Annotated in this window: 11 protein-coding genes; 7 read left to right on the top strand and 4 right to left on the bottom strand. The window is 61.4% G+C overall.

The window, feature by feature from the left end:
- Positions 1-6 precede the first annotated feature (6 nt).
- From AB3G88_RS18955 to AB3G88_RS18940, 4 genes are all read left to right on the top strand, one after another.
- Entirely contained in the window at positions 7-486 is a 480-nt protein-coding gene (locus tag AB3G88_RS18955; protein WP_480451186.1) for a fimbrial protein, read from the top strand.
- Between the two features lie 11 nt (positions 487-497).
- Entirely contained in the window at positions 498-1046 is a 549-nt protein-coding gene (locus tag AB3G88_RS18950; RefSeq protein ID WP_480451184.1) for a fimbrial protein, read from the top strand.
- A 127-nt stretch (positions 1047-1173) separates the two neighbouring features.
- Positions 1174-2142, top strand: coding sequence for a fimbrial protein (locus tag AB3G88_RS18945; protein WP_112196323.1), 969 nt, complete (start codon positions 1174-1176; stop codon positions 2140-2142).
- 93 nt (positions 2143-2235) lie between these two features.
- Positions 2236-3192, top strand: a complete 957-nt coding sequence (locus AB3G88_RS18940; protein WP_480451182.1) for a DMT family transporter — start codon at positions 2236-2238, stop codon at positions 3190-3192.
- On the opposite strand, the gene AB3G88_RS18935 is transcribed toward AB3G88_RS18940, so the two are convergent.
- Entirely contained in the window at positions 3189-4577 is a 1389-nt protein-coding gene (locus AB3G88_RS18935; RefSeq protein WP_480451180.1) for a class II fumarate hydratase, read from the bottom strand. The genes AB3G88_RS18940 and AB3G88_RS18935 overlap by 4 nt on opposite strands.
- 180 nt (positions 4578-4757) lie before the next feature.
- On the opposite strand from AB3G88_RS18935, the gene AB3G88_RS18930 reads away from it, so the two are divergent.
- The 3 genes from AB3G88_RS18930 to AB3G88_RS18920 all read left to right on the top strand — a co-directional run bounded on the left by AB3G88_RS18930 (position 4758) and on the right by AB3G88_RS18920 (position 8420).
- A complete protein-coding gene (locus AB3G88_RS18930) occupies positions 4758-5273 on the top strand; it encodes a DUF2059 domain-containing protein (protein ID WP_191959195.1) in 516 nt (171 codons plus the stop codon).
- A gap of 6 nt (positions 5274-5279) precedes the next feature.
- Entirely contained in the window at positions 5280-5573 is a 294-nt protein-coding gene (locus tag AB3G88_RS18925) for a BolA family protein (RefSeq protein ID WP_099586329.1), read from the top strand.
- 123 nt (positions 5574-5696) lie between these two features.
- The gene (locus tag AB3G88_RS18920) at positions 5697-8420 is read left to right on the top strand and encodes an RHS repeat-associated core domain-containing protein (RefSeq protein ID WP_480451177.1); all 2724 of its coding nucleotides are present in this window, start codon (positions 5697-5699) and stop codon (positions 8418-8420) included.
- A gap of 161 nt (positions 8421-8581) precedes the next feature.
- On the opposite strand, the gene AB3G88_RS18915 is transcribed toward AB3G88_RS18920, so the two are convergent.
- The 3 genes from AB3G88_RS18915 to AB3G88_RS18905 are packed head-to-tail and all read right to left on the bottom strand — an operon-like array spanning position 8582 to position 20696.
- Positions 8582-13072 carry a SpvB/TcaC N-terminal domain-containing protein gene (locus AB3G88_RS18915; RefSeq protein ID WP_480451175.1) on the bottom strand — a complete coding sequence of 1497 codons (4491 nt, stop codon included), beginning with the start codon at positions 13070-13072 and terminating at the stop codon, positions 8582-8584.
- Positions 13069-17871, bottom strand: a complete 4803-nt coding sequence (locus tag AB3G88_RS18910) for a Tc toxin subunit A-related protein (RefSeq protein ID WP_480451173.1) — start codon at positions 17869-17871, stop codon at positions 13069-13071. The genes AB3G88_RS18915 and AB3G88_RS18910 overlap by 4 nt, the downstream gene beginning before the upstream one ends.
- Before the next feature lie 44 nt (positions 17872-17915).
- A complete protein-coding gene (locus AB3G88_RS18905) occupies positions 17916-20696 on the bottom strand; it encodes a Tc toxin subunit A (protein WP_480451171.1) in 2781 nt (926 codons plus the stop codon).
- Positions 20697-20712: the final 16 nt, after the last annotated feature.

The following is a 20712-nucleotide window of genomic DNA, read 5'->3' as shown; positions in this document are numbered from 1 at the left end:
CGATCAATGAGCGATTGGCAGCGGCGAGCGTTGCTCGCCTTGTGTTCCCTTGGCCTTTGCGGTGGTGCGTCAGCCAATTTGACGTTCAGTGGAACGCTCAACGAGCCTCCTCCCTGCACGATTGATGCGGGGAACACGATTGAAGTCGATTTTGGGGATGTCGGGGTGCAGCGCGTCGACGGCGAGAAATACCGTAAGGGCGTTGGTTACACCATCAGTTGTGGTACCGACACACTGCCGTGGGTCTTGAAATTGAGCGTCAACGGCACCTCAACGACGTTTGATGGCGCCGCAGTGCAAACCAGCGTGCCTGAGTTGGGCATTCGGATTTTCCAGAACAACCTGCCGTTTGCGCTCAATAAGCCGCTGAACATCACCCTGTCATCACCGCCGACATTGGATGTGGTCCCGGTGCAACGGCCAGGTGCCATTTTGACGCCCGCCAGGTTTTCGGCGGTGGCCACGTTGTTGGCCGAATACCAGTAGGAGTTGAGTCCATGGGACATGAAATGACGCTGAAGTGCTGGTCCTGTGTCGGGCTGATATTTCTGCTCACCTTCGGGCTGATGCCTCAGGGGCGGGCGGCGGACAACCTGAGTTTCAAGGGCAACCTGGTTGAGCAGGCCTGCACCATTCGGCCCGGCGACGAGGCCATTACGCTGGAGCTCTGGAATTTGACCAGCAAGCATCTGTACCTCAACACCCGTTCACGGGGAAAGGGGTTCAGGCTGCACCTGGACGACTGCAATACCACGGTCGGCAACACGGTCACCATCATGTTCGGCGGCAGGGAAAACACGGCGCTTCCCGGCTTGCTCGCGCTGGACGGTGGCAGTGGTGCCTCGGGTATCGGGGTGGGTATCGAGACGCTGAGCGACAAGCCGTTGCCCTTGAATGCCGTCAGCGACAAACAGGTGCTGAGCAATGGCAATAACGTGATCGAGCTCAAAGCCTATGTGCAGGGGGAGCCGGACGCCATCCGCGACCAAACCATAGGGCATGGCGCGTACACGGTGACCTCCACGTTTACGTTGGATTACCCGTAGCTGCGAACCGCCATTTATAGGTTGAAAACAGCCTCAGATAAACCTCAACTCTCTGCCAGGCGGCTTAAAACCCGGACGTAAGTTTGCGTTGGGCTGTGCCTGGGGGGAGGGGCAACGAGAGATCAAAATGAAACGACTATATGGAGCCGTTGTGCTTCTCGTCTTGATTGGTGTTACTACGACCGTGAGAGCAGCCGATTGCCGGGTAAATGGTGGACAGTGGGTACACGTAGGGGCTGGTGGTACTCTGAACCTGCAGGTCCCTGTAACTGTCCGATTGGACTCGGATAGTAGCCGTGTCGTGCTGGAAGGAGCCAGGTTGGAATGCCGATTCACTCCCGGTCAACCGTTCCCTTCGTTTGTGGATTTCTGGAGAACCTCAGCGCTAGCCGGTGCTCCTTGGACGCCCGGCCCAAAATTCGCTAGCCAAGGCACTGGCTTACGAATAAACGGAGCGTACTTGAACACCCCTGTCCCGTATGAAATACACCTGGCCTCCATGCCCAACAACGGGGTGGGCGTCCCGATCAATGCAACACCTTATATTTTGATACGCAACAACCCGACTAACCCGATTGATGTGCGCATAGGGGACGTTCTTGGTGTGTTACGACTGCGCCAGACTAATAATTACGCCTCCACGAGTACGGTGCTTGTACTCACGTACACCGCTGCCAACAACTTCAGTATTTCTCCGTCAACCTGCACGATCAATAATAACAACCCTATCGAAATCAACTTCGGCAACGTACACCAGCGAGCAATCGGCACCGACCCGTTGACATCGACCATTGTCAGCAACCGCAGACTCACCTACTCATGCCCGGACGGTGGGATTAACACACCGATCACCATTACCTACAAAGGCATTTCAACGGGGTTTGACTCGCGCCTGCTGAGGATGACCAACCCCGACGTGGGCACTGCCCTTGTCCGTGCGGGTTCTGCGGTTCAAGTGAACGGTTCGTTCCTGACCCGCATCACCAACAGCGTGGGTGGCGACGACGTCACGTTTTCCCTGGTCCGGCGAAACGGCTCCCTGCCGACCCCAGGGGCGATCAGCGGCAGCGGTGTGCTGGTGATGGGGGTGCCATGACGCCTGCGCGAGGGCAGGTTTTGCGGCAGTACCCAAAGGGCACTGCATACCCCTAGAATGCGTGCTCCTACACCTCTGGCTTTTGGGGCACTCATGCACATCTCCTCCGGCCGCTGGGTCTACGGTTTTCTCCTGACCCTGCTGACCGCATTCCTCTGGGGCATTCTGCCGATCAAACTCAAGCAAGTGCTGCAAGTGATGGACCCGGTCACCGTCACCTGGTTTCGCCTCACCGTGGCCGGAGCTTGCCTGTTCGTTTACCTCGCCGCGACCAAGCGTTTACCCAGCCGCAAGGTGCTCGACCCCAAGGGCGGCTGGCTGGTAGCGATGGCCGTGTGCGGGCTGGTGGGCAACTACGTGTTGTATCTGGTGGGCCTGAAGCTGCTCAGCCCCGGCACCGCCCAGTTGGTGGTGCAGATGGGCCCGATCTTCTTGATGATCGCCAGCGTGTTTGTGTTCAAGGAGCGTTTCAGCCGCGGGCAAGTGCTGGGGTTGTTCGTCTTGATCGCGGGTTTCGGCTTGTTCTTCAACCAGCGCCTGGAAGAATTGCTGACGTCCCTCGGCGCCTACACCGCCGGCGTGCTGACGGTCCTGCTCGCCACCTCGGTCTGGGTGTTCTATGCCCTGGGCCAGAAGCAATTGTTGACGGTGTGGAATTCGCTGCAAGTGATGATGGTGATCTACCTCACCTGCGCCTTGTTGCTCACGCCTTGGGCCCATCCGCTGGAGGCGCTGCAACTGAGTCCTCTGCAAGGCTGGCTGCTGCTGGCGTGCTGCATGAATACGCTGGTGGCCTACGGCGCGTTCGCCGAAGCCCTGGCCCACTGGGAGGCCTCGCGGGTCAGTGCGACCTTGGCGCTCACGCCGCTGGTGACCTTTGTGGCGGTGGCCCTGGCGGCCTGGCTGTGGCCGGATTACGTGCAGGCCGAAGAGATCAACGCCCTGGGCTATGTCGGGGCGCTGGTGGTGGTGCTGGGTTCGGCGGCTGTTGCGCTGGCGCCGTCGCTGCTCGCCGGGCTCAAGGCCCGGCGGCTGCGTTTGGCGTCTTAATGCCCGGCTTCCAGCATGTTTTCCGGGCGTACCCACTGGTCGAACTCTGCGTCAGTGAGGTAGCACAGTTCCAGCGCCGCTTCCCGTAGCGTCAGCCCTTCGGCGTAGGCTTTCTTGGCGATCTCTGCCGATTTGTCGTAGCCAATATGCGGGTTGAGCGCGGTCACCAGCATCAGCCCACGCTCCAGGTGTTCGGCCATTTGCGCGGCATCGGGCTCAAGGCCCGCGATGCAGTGTTCATGGAAGTTGTTGCAGCCATCGGCCAGCAGGCGGATCGACTCCAGCAGGTTGTGAATGATCACCGGCTTGTACACGTTCAACTGCAAATGCCCCTGGCTCGCGGCGATGCCGATGGTCACGTCGTTGCCCAGCACCTGGCAGGCCAGCATCGACAGCGCTTCGCACTGGGTCGGGTTGACCTTGCCGGGCATGATCGAACTGCCCGGCTCATTGGCCGGCAGCTTCACTTCCGCCAGCCCGGCGCGCGGTCCGGAACCCAGCAGGCGCAGGTCGTTGGCGATTTTCATCAGCGCCACCGCCAGGGTTTTCAGCGCGCCGTGAAGGGTTACCAGCGGCTCATGGCCGGAGAGCGCGGCGAATTTGTTCGGCGCGGTGACGAACGGCAGCCCGGACAGTGCCGCCAACTCGGCGGCAATCGCCTCGCCGAAACCATGGGGCGAATTGAGCCCGGTGCCGACGGCCGTGCCGCCCTGGGCCAGCTCACACACCTGGGGCAAGGCACTGCGGATGGCGCGTTCGGCGTAGTCGAGCTGGGCGATAAACGCCGAGAGTTCCTGGCCGAACGTGATCGGCGTGGCGTCCATCATATGGGTGCGGCCGGTCTTCACCAGCTTCATATGCCGTGCGGCCTGCTCGGCCAGACCGCCGGAAAGCGTGGCGATCGCCGGTAACAAGCGTTGGTGGACAGCCTGAACCGCCGCAATGCTCATGGCCGTCGGGAAGCAATCGTTGGAACTCTGGGAGCGGTTCACATGATCGTTCGGGTGGACCGGGCTCTTGCCGCCGCGTTGGTTGCCTGCCAGTTCGTTGGCACGACCGGCGATCACTTCATTGGCGTTCATGTTGCTTTGAGTGCCGCTGCCGGTCTGCCACACCACCAGCGGGAACTGGTCGTCATGGGTGCCGGCGAGCACTTCGTCGGCGGCCTGTTCGATCAGGCGGGCGATGTCGGCGGGCAGGTCGCCATTGCGGTCGTTGACCCGTGCGGCGGCCTTCTTGATCAGGGCCAGGGCGTGCAATACCGCCAAGGGCATGCGCTGCTCGCCGATGGCAAAGTTCACCAGCGAGCGTTGGGTCTGGGCGCCCCAGTAAGCATCATCCGGGACGCTCACGTCTCCCAGGCTGTCGGTTTCGATACGGCTCATCGGGCACTCTCCTTGAAGTCAGTTAGCGCAGTTTAGGCCGTGATCGGCCAGGTGGGTTCCCTAAAAGACTTTTCATCGGGCAATCCGCGCCCGACAAGGCTCGGGGTTGAGCCGCGAGGTTTTTTAGGCGCAGAATGGGCGCCCTTGGGGTCTTACCTCGCCAGCTAGAAAGGAAACTCGATGACTCGTCTTCGTGCCATCTGTACCGCGGTTGCTCTGGTTTGCGCCAGCGGCCAGGTTTTTGCCGATACCGCCAGCCACAACGCCAGTGCCGAAGCCTTCCTGACCCTGGCCCATGCCGACAAGCTGGGTACCCCGGTGTACATGCAAGTGCAGCAGATGTTCGCCCAGCGTTTCGAACAGACCAAGGCGCCAGCCGCCAAGCAGTCCGTTCTGGACAGCTACCAGGCCAAGGCCAACGCCGCCCTGGACCAAGCCATCGGCTGGCCGAAGCTCAAGCCGGACATGGTCAAGCTCTACACCACCAACTTCAGCGAATCCGAGCTCAAGGACCTGGTTGCGTTCTACCAGTCGCCACTGGGCAAGAAAGTCCTGGAAAAAATGCCGCAACTGACCCAGCAATCGGCCCAGATGACCCAGACCAAACTGGAAAGCGCCGTACCGGTGGTCAACAAGCTGTTGGAAGACATGACCAACGAGCTGTCGCCCAAAGCTGCCCCGGCCAAGAAGAAGTAAGCAGGAATGACGATGCAACAGCGTATCGAAACGGCGCTCGCCGCCCTGGACCCGCAACACTTGAGCGTGCTGGATGAAAGCCACATGCACAGCCGTGGGTTGCAGACCCACTTCAAGGCCGTGCTGGTCAGCCAGCAGTTCGAGGGGCTCAACCGCGTCAAGCGCCACCAGAAGGTCTACGCCACCCTGGGTGACCTGATGAGCGAATTTCATGCGCTGGCGCTGCATACCTACACCCCTGAAGAGTGGGTGCAAATCGGCGCGGCGCCTGCTTCGCCGACCTGTGCTGGCGGGCATTAAACCCCCGCCCTGGCTTCAACCGGCAGCCGCCGGTTGAAGCGGGCTGCCATAACCCGCTACCTCTTTTTCCTTTCCTTGATCCCTAGGCTCTGCTGACCATAGTGCAACTTGGGTCATGTGATCATGTCTGCTTCACTCCATCGAAACACCCCCACGATTGTGGCGTTCGACCCCCGCGGGTTAACGGTCCGCACCCTGGCCTATCATCGCGTCAACGCCCAGACTGAACCGCAGCCGCGTATCAGTCGCCAGGTGTATGGCGCCAGCGGTTTTGTGCAGCAACAGTGGGATCCGCGTCAGTATGCCGCGAGTGCCCAGGCGCCCCGGGCACGGGCTTGCGAAACCCTGGTCCACAGCCTCTCCGGGACGACGCTTTTGCGCGACAGTGCGGACGCCGGCCGCCGCCTGATGCTGCTGAGCGAGGCGGGGCAATTGCTGCGTACCTGGGACAACAGGGGCGCCTGTCAACGCTACGCCTACGACACGTTGCAACGCCCGGTCGCCGTATTCGAACAGGCAGCCGACGAGCCTCGCGAGCGGTGTGTCGAGCGCCTCACATACGCGGGGGCCACCCCCGAAGCCGCAGCGCTGAACAGCTGCGGTCGCCTGGTCCGGCATGCCGACCCTGCCGGTACCCTGCTGATCAATGCCTATGCGATTGACCAGAGCGAGCTGCAGCAAACCCGGCGCTTTCGGCTTGATGCCGCACCGGTCGACTGGCCTGCGACGGTCGAGGCGCAGGATCTGCTGTTGGAAAGGGCGGCATACACCACCACTCGTCGTTATGACGCTGTGGGTGGATTGCTGGAGCAGATCGATGCAAAGGGCAATCGCCAGCATCGGACCTATGGGCTGCATGGGCGTCTCAAGGCTCTCGCCATCACCCCTGAGGGTGGCGTGCGCAACCTGCTGCTGCACGAGCGCGCGTACAACGCCAACGGGCAGCTGACCTTCGAACGGGCCGGCACCACGCTGATCAAGACCCTGCGTTATGCCCCGCAAAGTGCGCGGCTCTTGCAGATGAAGACCTATCGTCAGGGCGAAGCCGACAAGCCCTTGCAGGACCTGGCGTACACCTACGACCCGGTGGGCAATATCCTCAGCCTCAGCGACCGGGCACAGCCCACGCAATGGCACAGCAACACGCGCATCGAGGCGCTCAGCCGTTACGAATACGACACGCTGTACCAACTCACCCTCGCCACGGGGTGGGAAAACGCCCGCAGCACGGCGGGTCAGGCGCCGCCGCCGCAGGTGTTGTTCGGGGCGACGGATGATGGGTTGTGGCGCCCTTACACCCAGCGTTACACCTACGATGAAGGTGGCAACCTGACGCTGGTGCGCCATGCCTCGGGCACTGGGTCCGGTTATACCCGACGCATGACCCTCGCTCCCGACAGCAATCGCGCCGTGCCCGGCGACTCGCCGCCTACCGCTGCGGCGTTTGATGGCAATGGCAACCAGCGCATACTGGGCAGCGGCCAGCAGATGGTCTGGAATGTGCGCAACCAGTTGGCCTACGTGACCCAGGTCGTGCGCGCGGAGGGCGAGCCGGACGTCGAGGCCTACCTCTACGATGCCCAGGGCCAGCGTGTACTCAAGGTCAGGCGCAATCAGGTCGGCGACACCTCGCATACCCAACGCACCTATTATTTGCCGGGCCTGCAGATGCACTGGCGCAGGGGCCAGCGTCTCAACCTGCTGGACCTCGACGTGGAGGGCAGTCGAGTGACGGTGCTGCAATGGGAGCATGGCCGCCCCGATGGCCTGGACGCCGAGCAGGTTCAGTTTCACGTGCTCGACCATCTCAACAGCAGCCTGTTGGTGGTTGACGAGCAGGGGCGGTTGCTGAGCCAGGAAGGCTACTACCCTTATGGCGCGACGGCGTGGAGCGCCAGCAGGACGGCGATCCAGGGCGACGACAGGCTTTACCGGTATGCGGGCAAGGAGCGCGACGCCACCGGGCTGTATTACTACGGCGCGCGGTATTACGCGCCCTGGCTGCAGCGCTGGATCAGCCCGGACCCGGCGGGGGAAGGGGATGGCTTGAATCTGTACGCCATGGTGAGGGGCAACCCCTTGCGTTTCACCGATGCATGGGGTGGGCAGGCGACCTTTGGTGAGCAGTTCCAGCCCAGCCGTGGCGACATGATTTTTGGACTCAGTGCTGCGGTGACCCACTACAGGAGCTTCTGGTCGAAGCTGACTGCGCGAGGGGATATTCTGGCGGCGTATTTTTCCGGCCCCGATGTGGAGCGGTGGACAGGTGGATTAGCGAGCGCGTTGAGTGAGTTCGGGCGTTTTCGAGAAATGGGCACACCCGAACCCCAAGAGCGTGACACCGGACGTGAGCGCACTCTTGCCATTCAAGTTCCAGCGGTTGCGCGACAGTTCTATCAAAATATTCTGGCGCGTTATTCAGGTTGTTCGTCAACCACCGCCAATCGGCAGTTCGTCAGGCGTTTTGTCGAAGAACTGGCTGAAAGCGATTATTCGTTTACCAAGACTGTACGTCAGCACATGGGCCATGGGCTGAGGGCGATTCAAGAAAAGGTGATCAGCCGCAGCAGCAAGTCGGCACTGGCAACCCTGACGAGCTCGCAGAGCAGGGCGGTGGTGCATTTTGCGCTGGAGGGAGTGGATATGGAGGCAGTGATTCGCAAGACCCGGCGCTCGGTGACCGGTTCCGAACTGCGCTGGCTCTACCGGCATCGCCAGCAACTGGCAGGCAGGGTGATTTTCTATCGAGGCCAGCAGCGTGTCGATGCGCCCTGGGACACACGTGCGTCAGCCTGGAAAGCCTACCGTCCACGCAGCGCCGCTGTGCGAACGGCCTCCCGGCGCTGACTACACATTTCGAGTGAACCCCTTATGTAGCAGCTGCCGAGCCTTGGCGCGGCTGCGTGGCGTACGTATTGACACCCCGCGATCTGCGGGGCGCCAACGCAGCCTCGCTTGCGCTCGATAGCTGCTTGTATGAAGAAGTGCGGATACCTGTGCCATTCGGGTCAAGTGCCGCCGGCCGTTTCCTCCCAGGTGTCGTTTTCATCCTCGCTGACCACATACCATCCGCAATGGCGCATGCGCTTTATCGCGCCGTTGGCGGTCTCGGTGCGTATGGCACGCCCCAGGGCATCATGGAATTGCCGGTCGCTGTGGGCGATGTCACGTAAGGCGCGACCGTGGCTGTAAGAGGGCCGGCTGGCGAAGTAAGGGCGGTAGATGCGCGTCATCGCGTCCTGGTGGTTGTATTCGACGCGTTCGTCGACGCACCAGCGTGGGTTGGCGTGCACCTGGTTGATGACCCCGTGTTCAGCGCTCACCTCTCCGGTGGGCAGGATCAGGCAAGCGTCGCCCGGCTCGGTTTGGTGCACGCGCTGCAAGGGGCGACCCCTGCCATCCCAATAGGTGAGGCTGAGGCGCACAGTGCGTTCGGGGTCGTCGGGATAGCGATCGGCCAAAAGCGTCAGGCGATGGGCCGGCTCTCGGCGTGCCTGGGCAATCAAGGTGGCGAGCCGTTGCATGTCGGCATGGGTTATTTGCGCCGGGTTGCTTGCGCGCAATCTGGCTTTGGCGCGGATCTGTCCACCGGGCAGTAGATAACCCTTAGTCACCCATTCGTCTCGCCTATCGGCCTCGGCGATCGTGCCCATCCAACTGAGTGCCGCGTAAAAATGCGCACTGGCCGCCTGCCCCAGGCAGCTTTGAGGGGGCTCAATGGCCTGTTCGACAGTGGTGTCCAGCAACTGGGTGCTCTGCGGCAAGGGGCCGAAGCCTTGGGTCTTGCCTGATTCGCGTCCCTCATAGCGTGTAGCGATCAGTCGGCCGAAGCCGTCATACAGCGCCTGCTGCACGGTGCCATTGGCGTCGGTGAGGCTGACCGGCAGCAGCAGCCGGTAATCATGCTCGGCTCGGCTGACGCAACCGTCGGCCTGCTGTACCTGGGTGACCTGGCACCCGTATGGGTCGTAGGTCAGCGTGGTTTCACCCAGGGCTTGCGTCAGGCGCCAGCTGTGCAACTGGTAAAACCCCGTTGCGTCCAGATACCGAGACCTGTGTTGGCACATCGACCAGAGCTGCGGTGGCGCTTTTTGTTCGGCGTCGCCGATAGAGAAAAATACGCTCATGGGGCGATAGCCGATCTGTTGCAACTGGGCCGTGAGTTTCCAGGGGGCCTGGCCGGGCATTTGCGGTATCGCCTGGTAAGCCTGCAGCGCCTCGGGTCCCAGTTCAGCGGTTTCCAGGCCGTCGCTCAGGGCCTGCAGCGTGGCAGTGCCGGCCTCCAGCGCATGACCGCCGGGCCCGGCTTCGCGGTAATACTGGACCGACAGCCCGCTCAGCACCCGTGGCGCCTGCGGCCCTAACGGCCCGGAGCGCCGGTCGATAAAGTGTTCATAGGACAGGGCCGAACCGCTCAGCCCACCTGGCTGGCCTTTGGGCAACACCCAGGCGTTGTCACGCTGGCGATAGGGCAGGCCCAGGCGCCATTGTGAGTCTTGTGTCAGATGAATCCACTGCGCCAGGGTTTCGTTCAGGTAATAGGCTTGTTGCGCCGGGTCATGGCTGTCGCGCCACCACTGTTGCCGATGGCCGTCATCCAGGGTGGCGGGCGGAGCGTCGTCGGCGGTCTTGTTGCGTGCCAGGTGCACGGTGACGCTGTGGACCAGGCTGCCAAACGCATCCCAGCGCAGGTTGATCTGCTGTTTGCACACGGGGTCATCGGGCACTTGGTCGTATTGGCAGTCGATGGATTCCACGGGCAATACCAGCATGCGCGCCCACGGTTGTGTGTTGGCAAGCTGGCGTACCAGATAGCGATGCTGTTGCACCGAGCAGGGCACATTCTGCGCGGCGTCATCGGCGAAAATTTCCTCGCGCAGCAGCACGCCTTTGAGCGCGTAGGCCGCGTCGTCCAAGGTCTCTGGCGTGGGGGCGGGCAATTGCACGTCGTTGTGGTCGGTGGGGTGCGCTTGCCCCGGCGCCTGATAACTGCACAACAGGGTTTTACCCAGGCTGATCGCTTGTAAATCATGCTGGCTGTAGCCCGCAACCGGCATATCCAGCGCTTGGCCGGTATGGAACCAGCGCTTGGTCAGACGTCGCGTTTGCGTCGCGCCGTCAGCGGCGGTCTCGGTGTCGGTCTGGAGGATCAGGCCGAAGCCCTGGAAGGCCCGCTCAACGGAGTTGTAATACGCCTGTCGGTAACTGAAACGCCGCTTCAGGGTGCTGTCGTTGATTTCGTCGTGCTGGGTTTGACGGCTGACCACAGGCATGGCCACCGGCGATTGGCTGATGGCCGGGTTGCCCTGGTCTCTGCACTGTTTTTTTTCGTCCAGCCATTCCTGGGCGCTGCTGCGGTAGAACACCCTTGACCGGTTGCCGAGGTGGTGGGTGGTGTACGCGAGCAGGTAGGGCCGGTCGATGTAGAAGTCATAGCGCCAATGGCGAGGCTGTGGGTGCATGACGCTGATGATCAGGCTGGGGCAGCCCAGGCCGTTCAAGTCGGCCAGGCTGACCTGGCTGAGTGCGTCATACCGCACGCCTTCGGGCCATGACAACACGCGGGGCGTGATGTCGAAGCGGTTGCCGCCCTGGTTGCTGAAAATGCGCAGCTCATCGGGCGTCAGGTACAGCAGGTCGGCGCCGCCATAGCCATCCAGGTCCGCCAGCACTACGTGGGCGGCGTCGAACGTCTCGTGGTCGAAGGGCAGGTCTGCCAGCACAAAACCCTTGCCGAATCGACCACGCCCCAGGTTGGGCCAGCATTCGATCCGGTCGTGGCGGATGCGCACCAGATGCTGCTGACCACTGCCGAGAACATCGCTGAAACCGACCCATTCCCGGTTTGAGCGGGAGACGGTGGGCAGCGCGTCATCGGCTGGCGCGTGGGGCACGTCGACACCCGGGGCGAACCCGGCGTGTTGGCGGTTGGCATACAGGCGCACGCTGCGCGGACCGACCAGGGCCAAGTCGTTATTGCCGCGGCCCATCAGGTCGCCAAAGACCGCGTCGGGGTGAAAATACTCCTGGGGGAGTGCGTCGAAGCCGATGAACCCTGACCAATTGAGCTGGGCGCTCAGGCTGAAAAAACCTCTGAGGCCGGGGCGGCCGCTCACCCAGTCGAGGCGCCCGTCACCTGTGACATCGGTCAGTTGCTGGCGCATGGGATAGGTGCTGTCCGCCGTCGGGATTGCGGGGATTTTCCGGGCGGTGCCGTAGCTCACCTCATCCGCCGCGGCGGATTCGGCCCGTTGCGGTTCGCGGTAGTACCAGGCCTTGTCGGAGCGGTACAGGATGCCCGGCAACCCTTCACCGTACAGATCGACCAGGTGATAGCGCTGGCCGTCGTTCAGTCCGGGGAAGTCGTCAAGGCGTTGGAAACGCGCGGTATCAAGCTTGAGGTCGACTTTCTGGTACAGGCATTCGAAGGGGGGCAGGCTGCTGATCCTGCCGTGCCGGTCGATGGCATGTTCGTGGGTGGCGAGCAGGAGGTTCACACCATTGCGCAGCGTCTGGTATTCAAGCACCACGCGCTTGACCAGCACCGGTGAGCCGCCCAGTTGCGCTTCGTCGGGAAAATGATGAAACAGCAGCACCTGCCGGCACAGGCGCAAGGTTCGGCATTCAAAACCGTCGGCGAAGCTGGAGAAGGGGTCTTTGCGCAGCGTCCAGGGCGTGTCCGGTGCGTAGGACGGCACCTTGTCCAGTTCGGCGGTGCGTTGCCCGTAGTCGAACAGCAACTGGAAGTGCCAGCCCCTGGATGCAGCCTCGTCGGTTTCAAGCAGGTACAGACGCTCCTTGTCCCGAGCGGTGAAATTCCCGTAGCAGACCTTGTCCAGGTAGCGCTGGGCGCGGCAGTCGCGTGGCGCGCGCGACGTCTCGGTTTCTTGTATGTAGTGGTAGTAAATGTGCTCACCGTGGGCACTCAGGCTTTCCTGCAAGAGCCACTGTGCGACGTGTTCAGGCTGGTCCGGGTCGGCAATCCGCGCGGCGGCGGTTTTGCCATAGAGGTGCTGGCTGCCGTCGGCACTGTGAATCAACCAGAACCCCGTCGGGTCGCCCGCCGATTGCCAGCGCTCAATGCGATCAAACTCACGCTCGGCCCTGGGCCAATAGCGGGTCACGGCGTAACGGGTAGCGGCTTGCCCAGTCTCGTGGCGGCTGATCGGGTTGCCCTTGGCGTCCTGTTCGGGCAGCAGGGGCTGGCCATTGGGGCCTATAAACCGGTCGTGGTCGGTGTAGGCCGGCACGCCCAGGGAGGTTTGCCGGCTCACCGTGTTCACGGGGACCGTCCAGCCCATTCCGAATGGGCTGTTACCCGCTGCGCTGTGGTACGCCAAGGTCATGGCGGGAGCGAAGCCGCGCGCCGCAGAAACGGGCAGGGGGATTTCAAGCGTTGCGCCACCGCTCAAGCCGATATCGCCCCAGCCCTTGCTCGTGGCCTGAATCGAGGCGCCGTCCTTGGGCAGCGCCGGGGCGTTGATGGGCGTGCTGTTCATAAGCGCTCACCCTTGCCTGTTGCCCTGGCGGTGTAGCGCACGTGAATCACGATGTCGTTGATCGACTCCAGCATGGCTTTCTGCCGGGCCGGTTCGGGAAACATCAGGGTCCAATTTGAAATGGCGCCGGTGTATTCGAACGGCAGGTAACGATCATTGCCTTCGAACATCAGCGTGAACAGGCCGTTGTCATCCAGTCCGGTAGACAGGGCGATTTGCTGGTGCGCGCGGACATCCTTGCGCGAGACCCCCTTGGGCAGTTCGATTTCGTTACCGGTCTGGGTCAGGAGGGCCCTGATGTCCTGATAGGGGCCGAGTATCGCCGGCAATGACACGCTGATGCTCTTGATTCGCCGCAGCACGTGGCCGGGGTAGTCCTGGTCAAACAGCGCCTTGGTCAGCTTGAAGCCAAGGGTGCCTTTTTCAACCAAGTTGCCTTTATGCAGGCTCCACGGGTCCCGTGTGTCCAATGGCTGGGTGGCACCAAAACTGTTGACTTCGCATTCGCTCAAGCGGTCGCGCAGGGACAGGGTTTTGACGATCTCCAGGTCGCGAACGTGATGGCTCAGGTAGTCCCGGTTCATGTTGAGCAGGGACAACTTCAGCGCCTCGCCTGCCAGATACCCGCGATAACTGTTAGTCCAGGCGCCGGGCCTGATGAACGTGCGCTCGAAGTCCGCCATTTCATATTGCCAACAGGCTTCGGCCGCCTGGCACAGGGACAGGCACAGGTCATAGGCCTGGTAGAAAAACTGGCCGAGTTGGACATTGAGCCAATCGTAGAGTCGCGCCTTGGCAAAACGCTTGGTCAGCAATTGATAGCTGGACCACGCTTGCGCCAGCGAAGTCTCGGCCAGGCGCAATTGCAGGCGCGTGGCTTTTTCCTGTTCGGCATAGGCTTGTTGCTGCACGTCGATCTGGGCAAGTTCGAGGTGCGCTTGATCCCGCGCGAGGGTCCACTCCTGCGCACGCCGGTTGAACTGCTCGGTACGGTCGAGGTCGGCGGCGCTGCTGCGCATGGCGCCGGCGGCGCCTTGGGCCACGGCTTGCGCCGCATGGAAGGGGCCTTCCCAGCGCGAACCACCCACCGACGTGCCGACGATATTCGGCGCCAGCATCGCGACGCCCGCGGCTGCGCCGGCGATTGCGGCGGCGGCCTCGAAGCCGGCGCTGCGCAGGTGCAGCAGGCCGGCCTGAGCCTCCGCGCCGCTGACCCCGTCGGCGAGTTGGCGCTCGTAGTAATGCGCCCTTTGCTCAATGACCCGCCGGCCGGCAGCGAGCGCCTGGCGGTTCTTTTCGTCCAGCAATATGGCCTGCTGCTGTTGGCTCACGATGATATTGGCCAAGTCCCAGGCCTGCTGTTGTTGCAGCTCAAGCAATTCAGCCTGCTCCTTGCGTTCGTTGAGGCTGAGCATCGTGTTGCCGAACTGGATAAGCGTCTCGGTGGCTTCTCTGGCGTGGCTCAGCATCACCTGGAAGCGATAGTGAGTGGACGGCGCAGGCGTCAATGACGCGAGGCTGTCCTGGTCCGGCGCGCCTTTGGCCTGGCTGACCAACAGCCGCTGGGGTGACAGTGGGGTGGCATACAGCGCCAGGCGCAGCGGCTTGCCACTGATGTCCAGATTGTGCCGCAGGTTGTGCAGGCGGCTTTCCAGCTTGTCCCACCGCGCAACCAGCTCAGGGTTGAAGGGCAGGCACAGGTTGTCGGTGTCGGTCAGTAATGGCAACGAACACCCGTCAACGGCGAGGTTTTCGTCGATGTGCGGGCTTTGCCACTCAAGGCGTCTCAACGCGGTGGATTGGCTCTTTGCCAATGCATCCAGGGTGATGCTGGCCCAGGGCTCGACCTGTGTAATCCGCGGCCGAGCCTCCAGCAACTGATTGACGCGGGTGTACCAGAGCTTGGCCTGCGTCAGGCTGTCAGCGGTCAGTTGCCGGTATGCCGCATCGCCGCGATTGAGCAGGATATCGAGGTAAAACTGGTAGACCGCTTTACGCAAATGCACCGGCGCTGCCAGCGCCAATTGATGGGGATCAGCGCTCGCTTCACCCGTAGCCTGATCGTGGCGCGTCAGTTCGCGAAAGCCCCAGTACGCCGGGCGATCACTGGCGGCGTCGGCGCTTCGTCCCGGGTCGAAAATGTAGTTGAGCCACGCCAGGGCCTCGACGTATTGCTGTTCATGATTCAGTCGGTGGGCCACCAGCCAGGGCAGGTAAAGGAACAATTCCCAGAAGTACTTGCCGTTGGCGCCCTGGAAGTCAACGTCCTGGGGCGGGCCATTGGCTGTCAGCGGCGGTTCTTGCCACTGCTTTGGCGTCAACGAGAACAGACGTTCCAGGCTGATGTTGGCGGCTTCTGCCAGTTTGCCGGCAAAGCAGGTATTCAAGCGGATGGCGGCCAGCGGGTCCTTGATCAGCGTGCTGGCGGAGAAGTCAATGAATTCGGCAGTGCCCAGCGCGTCTGAAGACAGCCGGGTGATGGTGGGTGCGCGTTGCCGCACCGGTGCGGCGCCGGGAATGGCGGCCGCGACGTTGATTGTGACGGCCTTGAGTGCATAGCCCAGGATCTGCGGCCCGTCTTCGCTGGGCCTGAGGGTCAATACGCCGTGGATCAGCGTGATCAGCGATTCAGTGGAATCTGGCACTGGAATGTGTGCGGTGACCCGATGCCCTGCCGGCAACTCCGGGCTCGATCCAGCCAGGCTGTCGTGGGCCGTGTCCTGGAAATTGAGGATGCGGTTCGAGTTGGCATCAATGGTGTCGGTGAGTGGGTAGTCATCAAAGTTGGCGCTCATGATGATGTGTTTGTAGGCCCGCAGCGGGGAGGTGGTCACGTCTACATTTGTTAGCTTCAGCGCGTTTTGCAGATGCAAGCCTGTCTGTGGTTCCGCATAAATGCCGTAGCGATTGAGGGACACATGCATAGGGGTATGCGCGTGGGTAAAGAGGTGCACAAAGGCCGATTTGTCAATGAACTTGCCCGCCAACGAAATCGATTCATTCGGCGCGGGTGTTGTATCGGCGGTGATCAAGAGTTTGTCTTTGTCGTGCACAAAGTTGGGGAACTCTTCATGGGTGAGCGAGTTTCTGAAGTACAGCGCATAAAAATCAGTTTTAAGTGTTTCTGCGGGGCCCGTAATGGCCGAGCCTTCGCCCAGTTCGAGCTGCATGGCTTTCGGGTCGTCAAGCGAAGATTGGGTCATCAAGGTGAGGGTGATACCTTCTTTTGTTAGCGTGACGCTGTAGTTTTGGCGAAAGTTGTCCTTGAGCGTTGAGGTAATAATCAGTTTGTTGGTGTTTGAGTCGAACGTTGGCGAGCCGGCAACTACCTCATCAATATGGGGTTGCTTGTTTTCAAAGTTCCAGTTGTCTTTCTCTGAAAAAGGCGCGTGCTGGTGTTTGATCGTGACATGCCGTTGGGTGTAAGGCGCAATCTTGAACTGCAAGTTACCTCTGTTGATATAGCCAAAGTACGTGAAGTACTGCCGCGCCGTATCAGGCAGCAGTTCGCTGTAATACCCGTTGTGGTCGCTCGCTTCCCCGCGGAGCACGTTCTGTACTGTTTCGCGCTGGTTAAAATCGAAGGCTTCCAGCAGGCGACTGATCTCTTCGGACAGTTCTGACCCCGGCAGTACTTTGTAGCGCTCGGGACTGCCGCCGTCGGCGACTTTAGTAATGTTGAAATGCGGATCGAGGTGGACCGCCTGGAAAAATTTGCCGGTGAACGAGTCCTGCTGTTTTGGATCCTTGCGCATCGGCACATGCAGGCCCAGGAACAAAGTGGCCGGTGAGTCGGCATCGACAATGGCGACGGTTTGGGTGACGGCTTTCAGAAACGCGGCCGTGCAGGCATTGACCTCCTCGGTTGCGCAGTGCTGATTGATGCATGCCAGGGGCACGCTCCAACGGTCATCGTATTTTTTGTAGGAGTAATTAAGACGAAACCTGACGTAGTGGCTGTTGAGCCATTCGTCCAGGTGATTGTCGTCGTCGTCCTTGCTGCCAGGCGTCTTGAAGTTGCGGGTTGGCTCGGGCTTGACGCATTCGGCCCAGATTAAATACAGACGGTTATTGAGGAAGACCGGGCGGATGCTCTGCTCGACCGTGTCATCAGAGAGCGTCAGGTTGATTTTCTTCCAGTCCGACCAGGCCTGTATCGAGGGCTTGAGGGGATTGCTGGGCGAGCGTTTGGACAGGTCGAGCGAGCGCCAGTAATAGGCTTTTTCGGAGGTGGACTTACCGACAAAGTAATAGCGGCTGGTGTGCAGCTCAGAGGCATTGCCATCGATGTACCCATTCAGGGTGCGGATGTTAGCCATTTCCTCGAACCGGCCCAGGTAGCTCTGCACGGCGGTGAGCACCGTGTCTGGTTGCAGCCGGTATTGGCTCAGGTCGTTTTCCAGTTGCTGGAAACTGTCGGTCTTGTTACGGCGCAGCGTGGGGTCCAGATAATTGGCCGGGTGGTAGCGCAATTGCTGGCTGGCGCTCCAGAGAGGGTAGGCGTGCAGTTGTTCACGCCACACCTGGTCCTGCTGCGCGGTCATGCCTTGTTTTTCGTAACCCGGCTCCAGGCCCAGCTGGATGCGGGTGATGTATTGCTGAAGGCTGGCAATCGCGCAGGCCACCGGGCTGGTGGGCACAGCCTGGCTGACTTGCACGTCGAGCAGCCAGTACTCGTAGAGGTCGTCCGGGTTATTGATCTTGCCCTTTTGGGCGGCAGGTATTGTGTGCGCCAGGTAGTACGCCAGCATGGCGTCGCGCAGGCTTTCATTGAGGCGTTGATTGAGCACGTGAGACATGATCAGTCCTTGAACAGGTCGTGTAAGAGGGCTGCCAGGCAGCGTTATTGATGGGTACTGGTAAGCGCTTCGCCCACGGCCTGCCATTCATCGAACGTCGAGCCGCCGTGCAGGCCGCAGACCTCCAGCAGCTGTTCAACGGGCAGGCCGGTGTCGGCGCTGGCCTGGCGACAACGCAGGATCCATTCCAGACGTTCGACGGAGGTGACATGGGGGGGCTGCAAGGCGCGGCTCAAGACCTCGATTTCACTGGCGCTCCAGCCCAGCAACCGGGCGAGTTGGCTGTTGGCTTCGGCGCTGCTTGACTCCGGTGCGTCGGAAACGGCGTTGGCCTGTTTGAAGTAGTCCAGCAGTTGTTCTTCCGACACGCCGTAGTGGTCGATGCAGTGTTTGAACTGTTCCATCAAAAACAGGTTGTGCAGGGTCAGTTCGAGCAGTGAAGGGCGTTGATAGATGTCATTGAGCCAATGGGGATTGGCCAGCAAGTGGTCCAGCGCCTGCCGGCTGACGGGCAATTGCAGTAGATCCACGGCGTGAGGCAGCAGCAACACCAAGTGGCCGAGGGTTCGCAGCGGCGAACCGGCGGCTCCGGCGGGGGCGAGCAGGCGCAGTAAATGATCGTCTTCGTCGTATTTCAAATAGCGGATTTGATTGCCCTGCGCGTGGGGCAGGCTCTGCAGGGTTTGTTTGAGGTGAGCGTACAAAGGCCGTAAGTCGTGCTTGAGTGAGTCCAGGGTCGACAGCAGTGTGTCCTTGGCCTGCCTGATCAGCATGGACGCGTGGCTGCTGTTATTGCTCAGTTTGAGCGTGGCCAGGGCGTCATCGAGTGCGGCGCTCTGGGATTTGCCCTGGCGCATCAGCTTCAAGGCGCGATGGGCGGTGGCTTCCCAATCAACCGCCGGCAAGCGCGGTTGTTCTTGCGCAGGTTGCGCTACGAAGGTGTGCTCTTTGAGCTTCGTTGAGAGCGATGGTTGTGGATGGCTGTTGAACACGTTGAGCAGCATGCCGACGCCCGGGTCCAGGCTCACCGGTTCCAGCAGTAGTTGGTGACGCACCCGTGCGAGGGTGCCGCCGTTGTTTTTGATCCAGCGACTGACCCAGTCCAGATGCATCAGTACATCGAGTACGTCCGGCGACCCTTTCAAGGTTGTGCGCAGTGTCGGTTTGGACAGTTGCTGCTGGTAGCCTCCCGGTTTGAGCAGGTGCAGCAGGTGTTTGCAGTCCATGAGCGACAAACCGAACAACCTTGCGATGCGCGCATGCCGATAGAGGATGCTGACCGTGACAACGGTGCGCCTGGGGTGCCGGTCGGCGCTGAGCACCAGTTGCAGCGAGTTCGGCGAGTCCTGCAGGCCCAGGCCGGCGCATAGCTGTTGCCGGGTCGTGGCGTCGAAGGGCTGTGAATCCAGTTGTAGAGGCGGCAGCGCCGAGTCGGCCGGGTTGAATACCTGATCGAACAACGACAGGCGCTCGCCCGAGGCGTCGACCGGCAATTGGTGCAGTATCGCGGCGAATTCTTCGGCTTGCAGCCCGTAGTTCGTGTGCAAATAACGATAAACCCCCAGCGCCCGCAGGGTGTTGTGGGTGATCAACAGCGAGGGGTTGGCGTCACCTTCGCAGCGCATGGCGCTGACCAGTAGCGTGTCGAGTTGGGCGAACGGAATATCCAGCCAGCGCTGTAGGCGAATCATGCGTTGCAGGCGATCGAAGCCTTCGACCGTGACATTCACAAGCCGGGCCGGACGGCTGCTGACCTGGTTGATCCCTGGGCCGGTCGGACCATTGATGTAACAGGCCCCATACGCCATATCGGCGACCAGTAAGCAGTTAGGAGAGCGACGCGGCTTGTGGGTGGTCTGCGCGAGCAATACCTGAAGCGTTTCGGCATTGAGGCCGGTGAGGCGCAGGAAGTCAGCGACCTGCTCCGGGCCCTTGAGGTCTGCGTCTGGCTCCCAGTTGTAGTAGTCGTGATAAAAACCGAGGGCCCCGGACGTACTTGCCAGCGGCTGCTTGAGCAGGGCCTGTTGCTGTGGGCTTAGCCCGGATAATAGAGGCAGGGCGTCATCATGGTCGGCGATGACGTGCCCGTAGGCGTGCACGGCGCGGGTGGTGATGGGCAGCTTGCGGCTGATTCGGTAGTTCAGTTCACCCAGCGACAGCCCGCTTTCAGACAGCCCCAGCACGCACTGATGGTGATGGGCGTGATAGGGCAAGGAAAACGGATACCACGTGGTGCTCAAGAGCTGGCAGGCTTTTTTCTGATCGCCCCCGGTGAGATTGTCGAGCAGCGTCTGGTTGATGATCGACAGCATGGGGCGTTGGCCGGACACGCTGTGGGGGTTGATCTGCAGGTCCTTGAGGTCGGGTCGACGTTGCTCCAGTGTGGTCACTGCCGTGCCGTGGGCGTTTTTTTCCAGTTGCAGGGCGAACAGATACAGCGCCCGCAGATACGCCACGGGTGAGTCCATCGCGGCAATGGAGGTGCTGGCGCAAAAGTGTTGCCAGTCCTCCTTGAACAGGGCGTTGTAGGTCACGCCGCTGGTGGCCTTTGCGGGGGAGGGTGGCGATACCTGTTGCTCGCGAAACAGCGTTTCCAGTTGCGCGGCAGCGCTGCGGGCCTTGAGGTGCAGGCTTGTGGCATCGTCATCGGTGTGCTGGGCCACTTGTCTGGAAAACTCGGTTTCGGGCAGTCGGACGATGTCGAATACCGAATTGATGCTCAGCAGTTGCAAGGTGTCTTTCATGTCGCGGCGGCCGGGCGCCGGCGCCGGCGGCAGCGATTCATCGATCAGCCGGGCGAGCAGCGGGCTGCGTTCATCTTCCATGTACATGCGTCTCCAT

It is taken from the genome of Pseudomonas arvensis (genome assembly GCF_056688935.1).
This window is presented reverse-complemented; position numbering and strand designations above follow the sequence as displayed.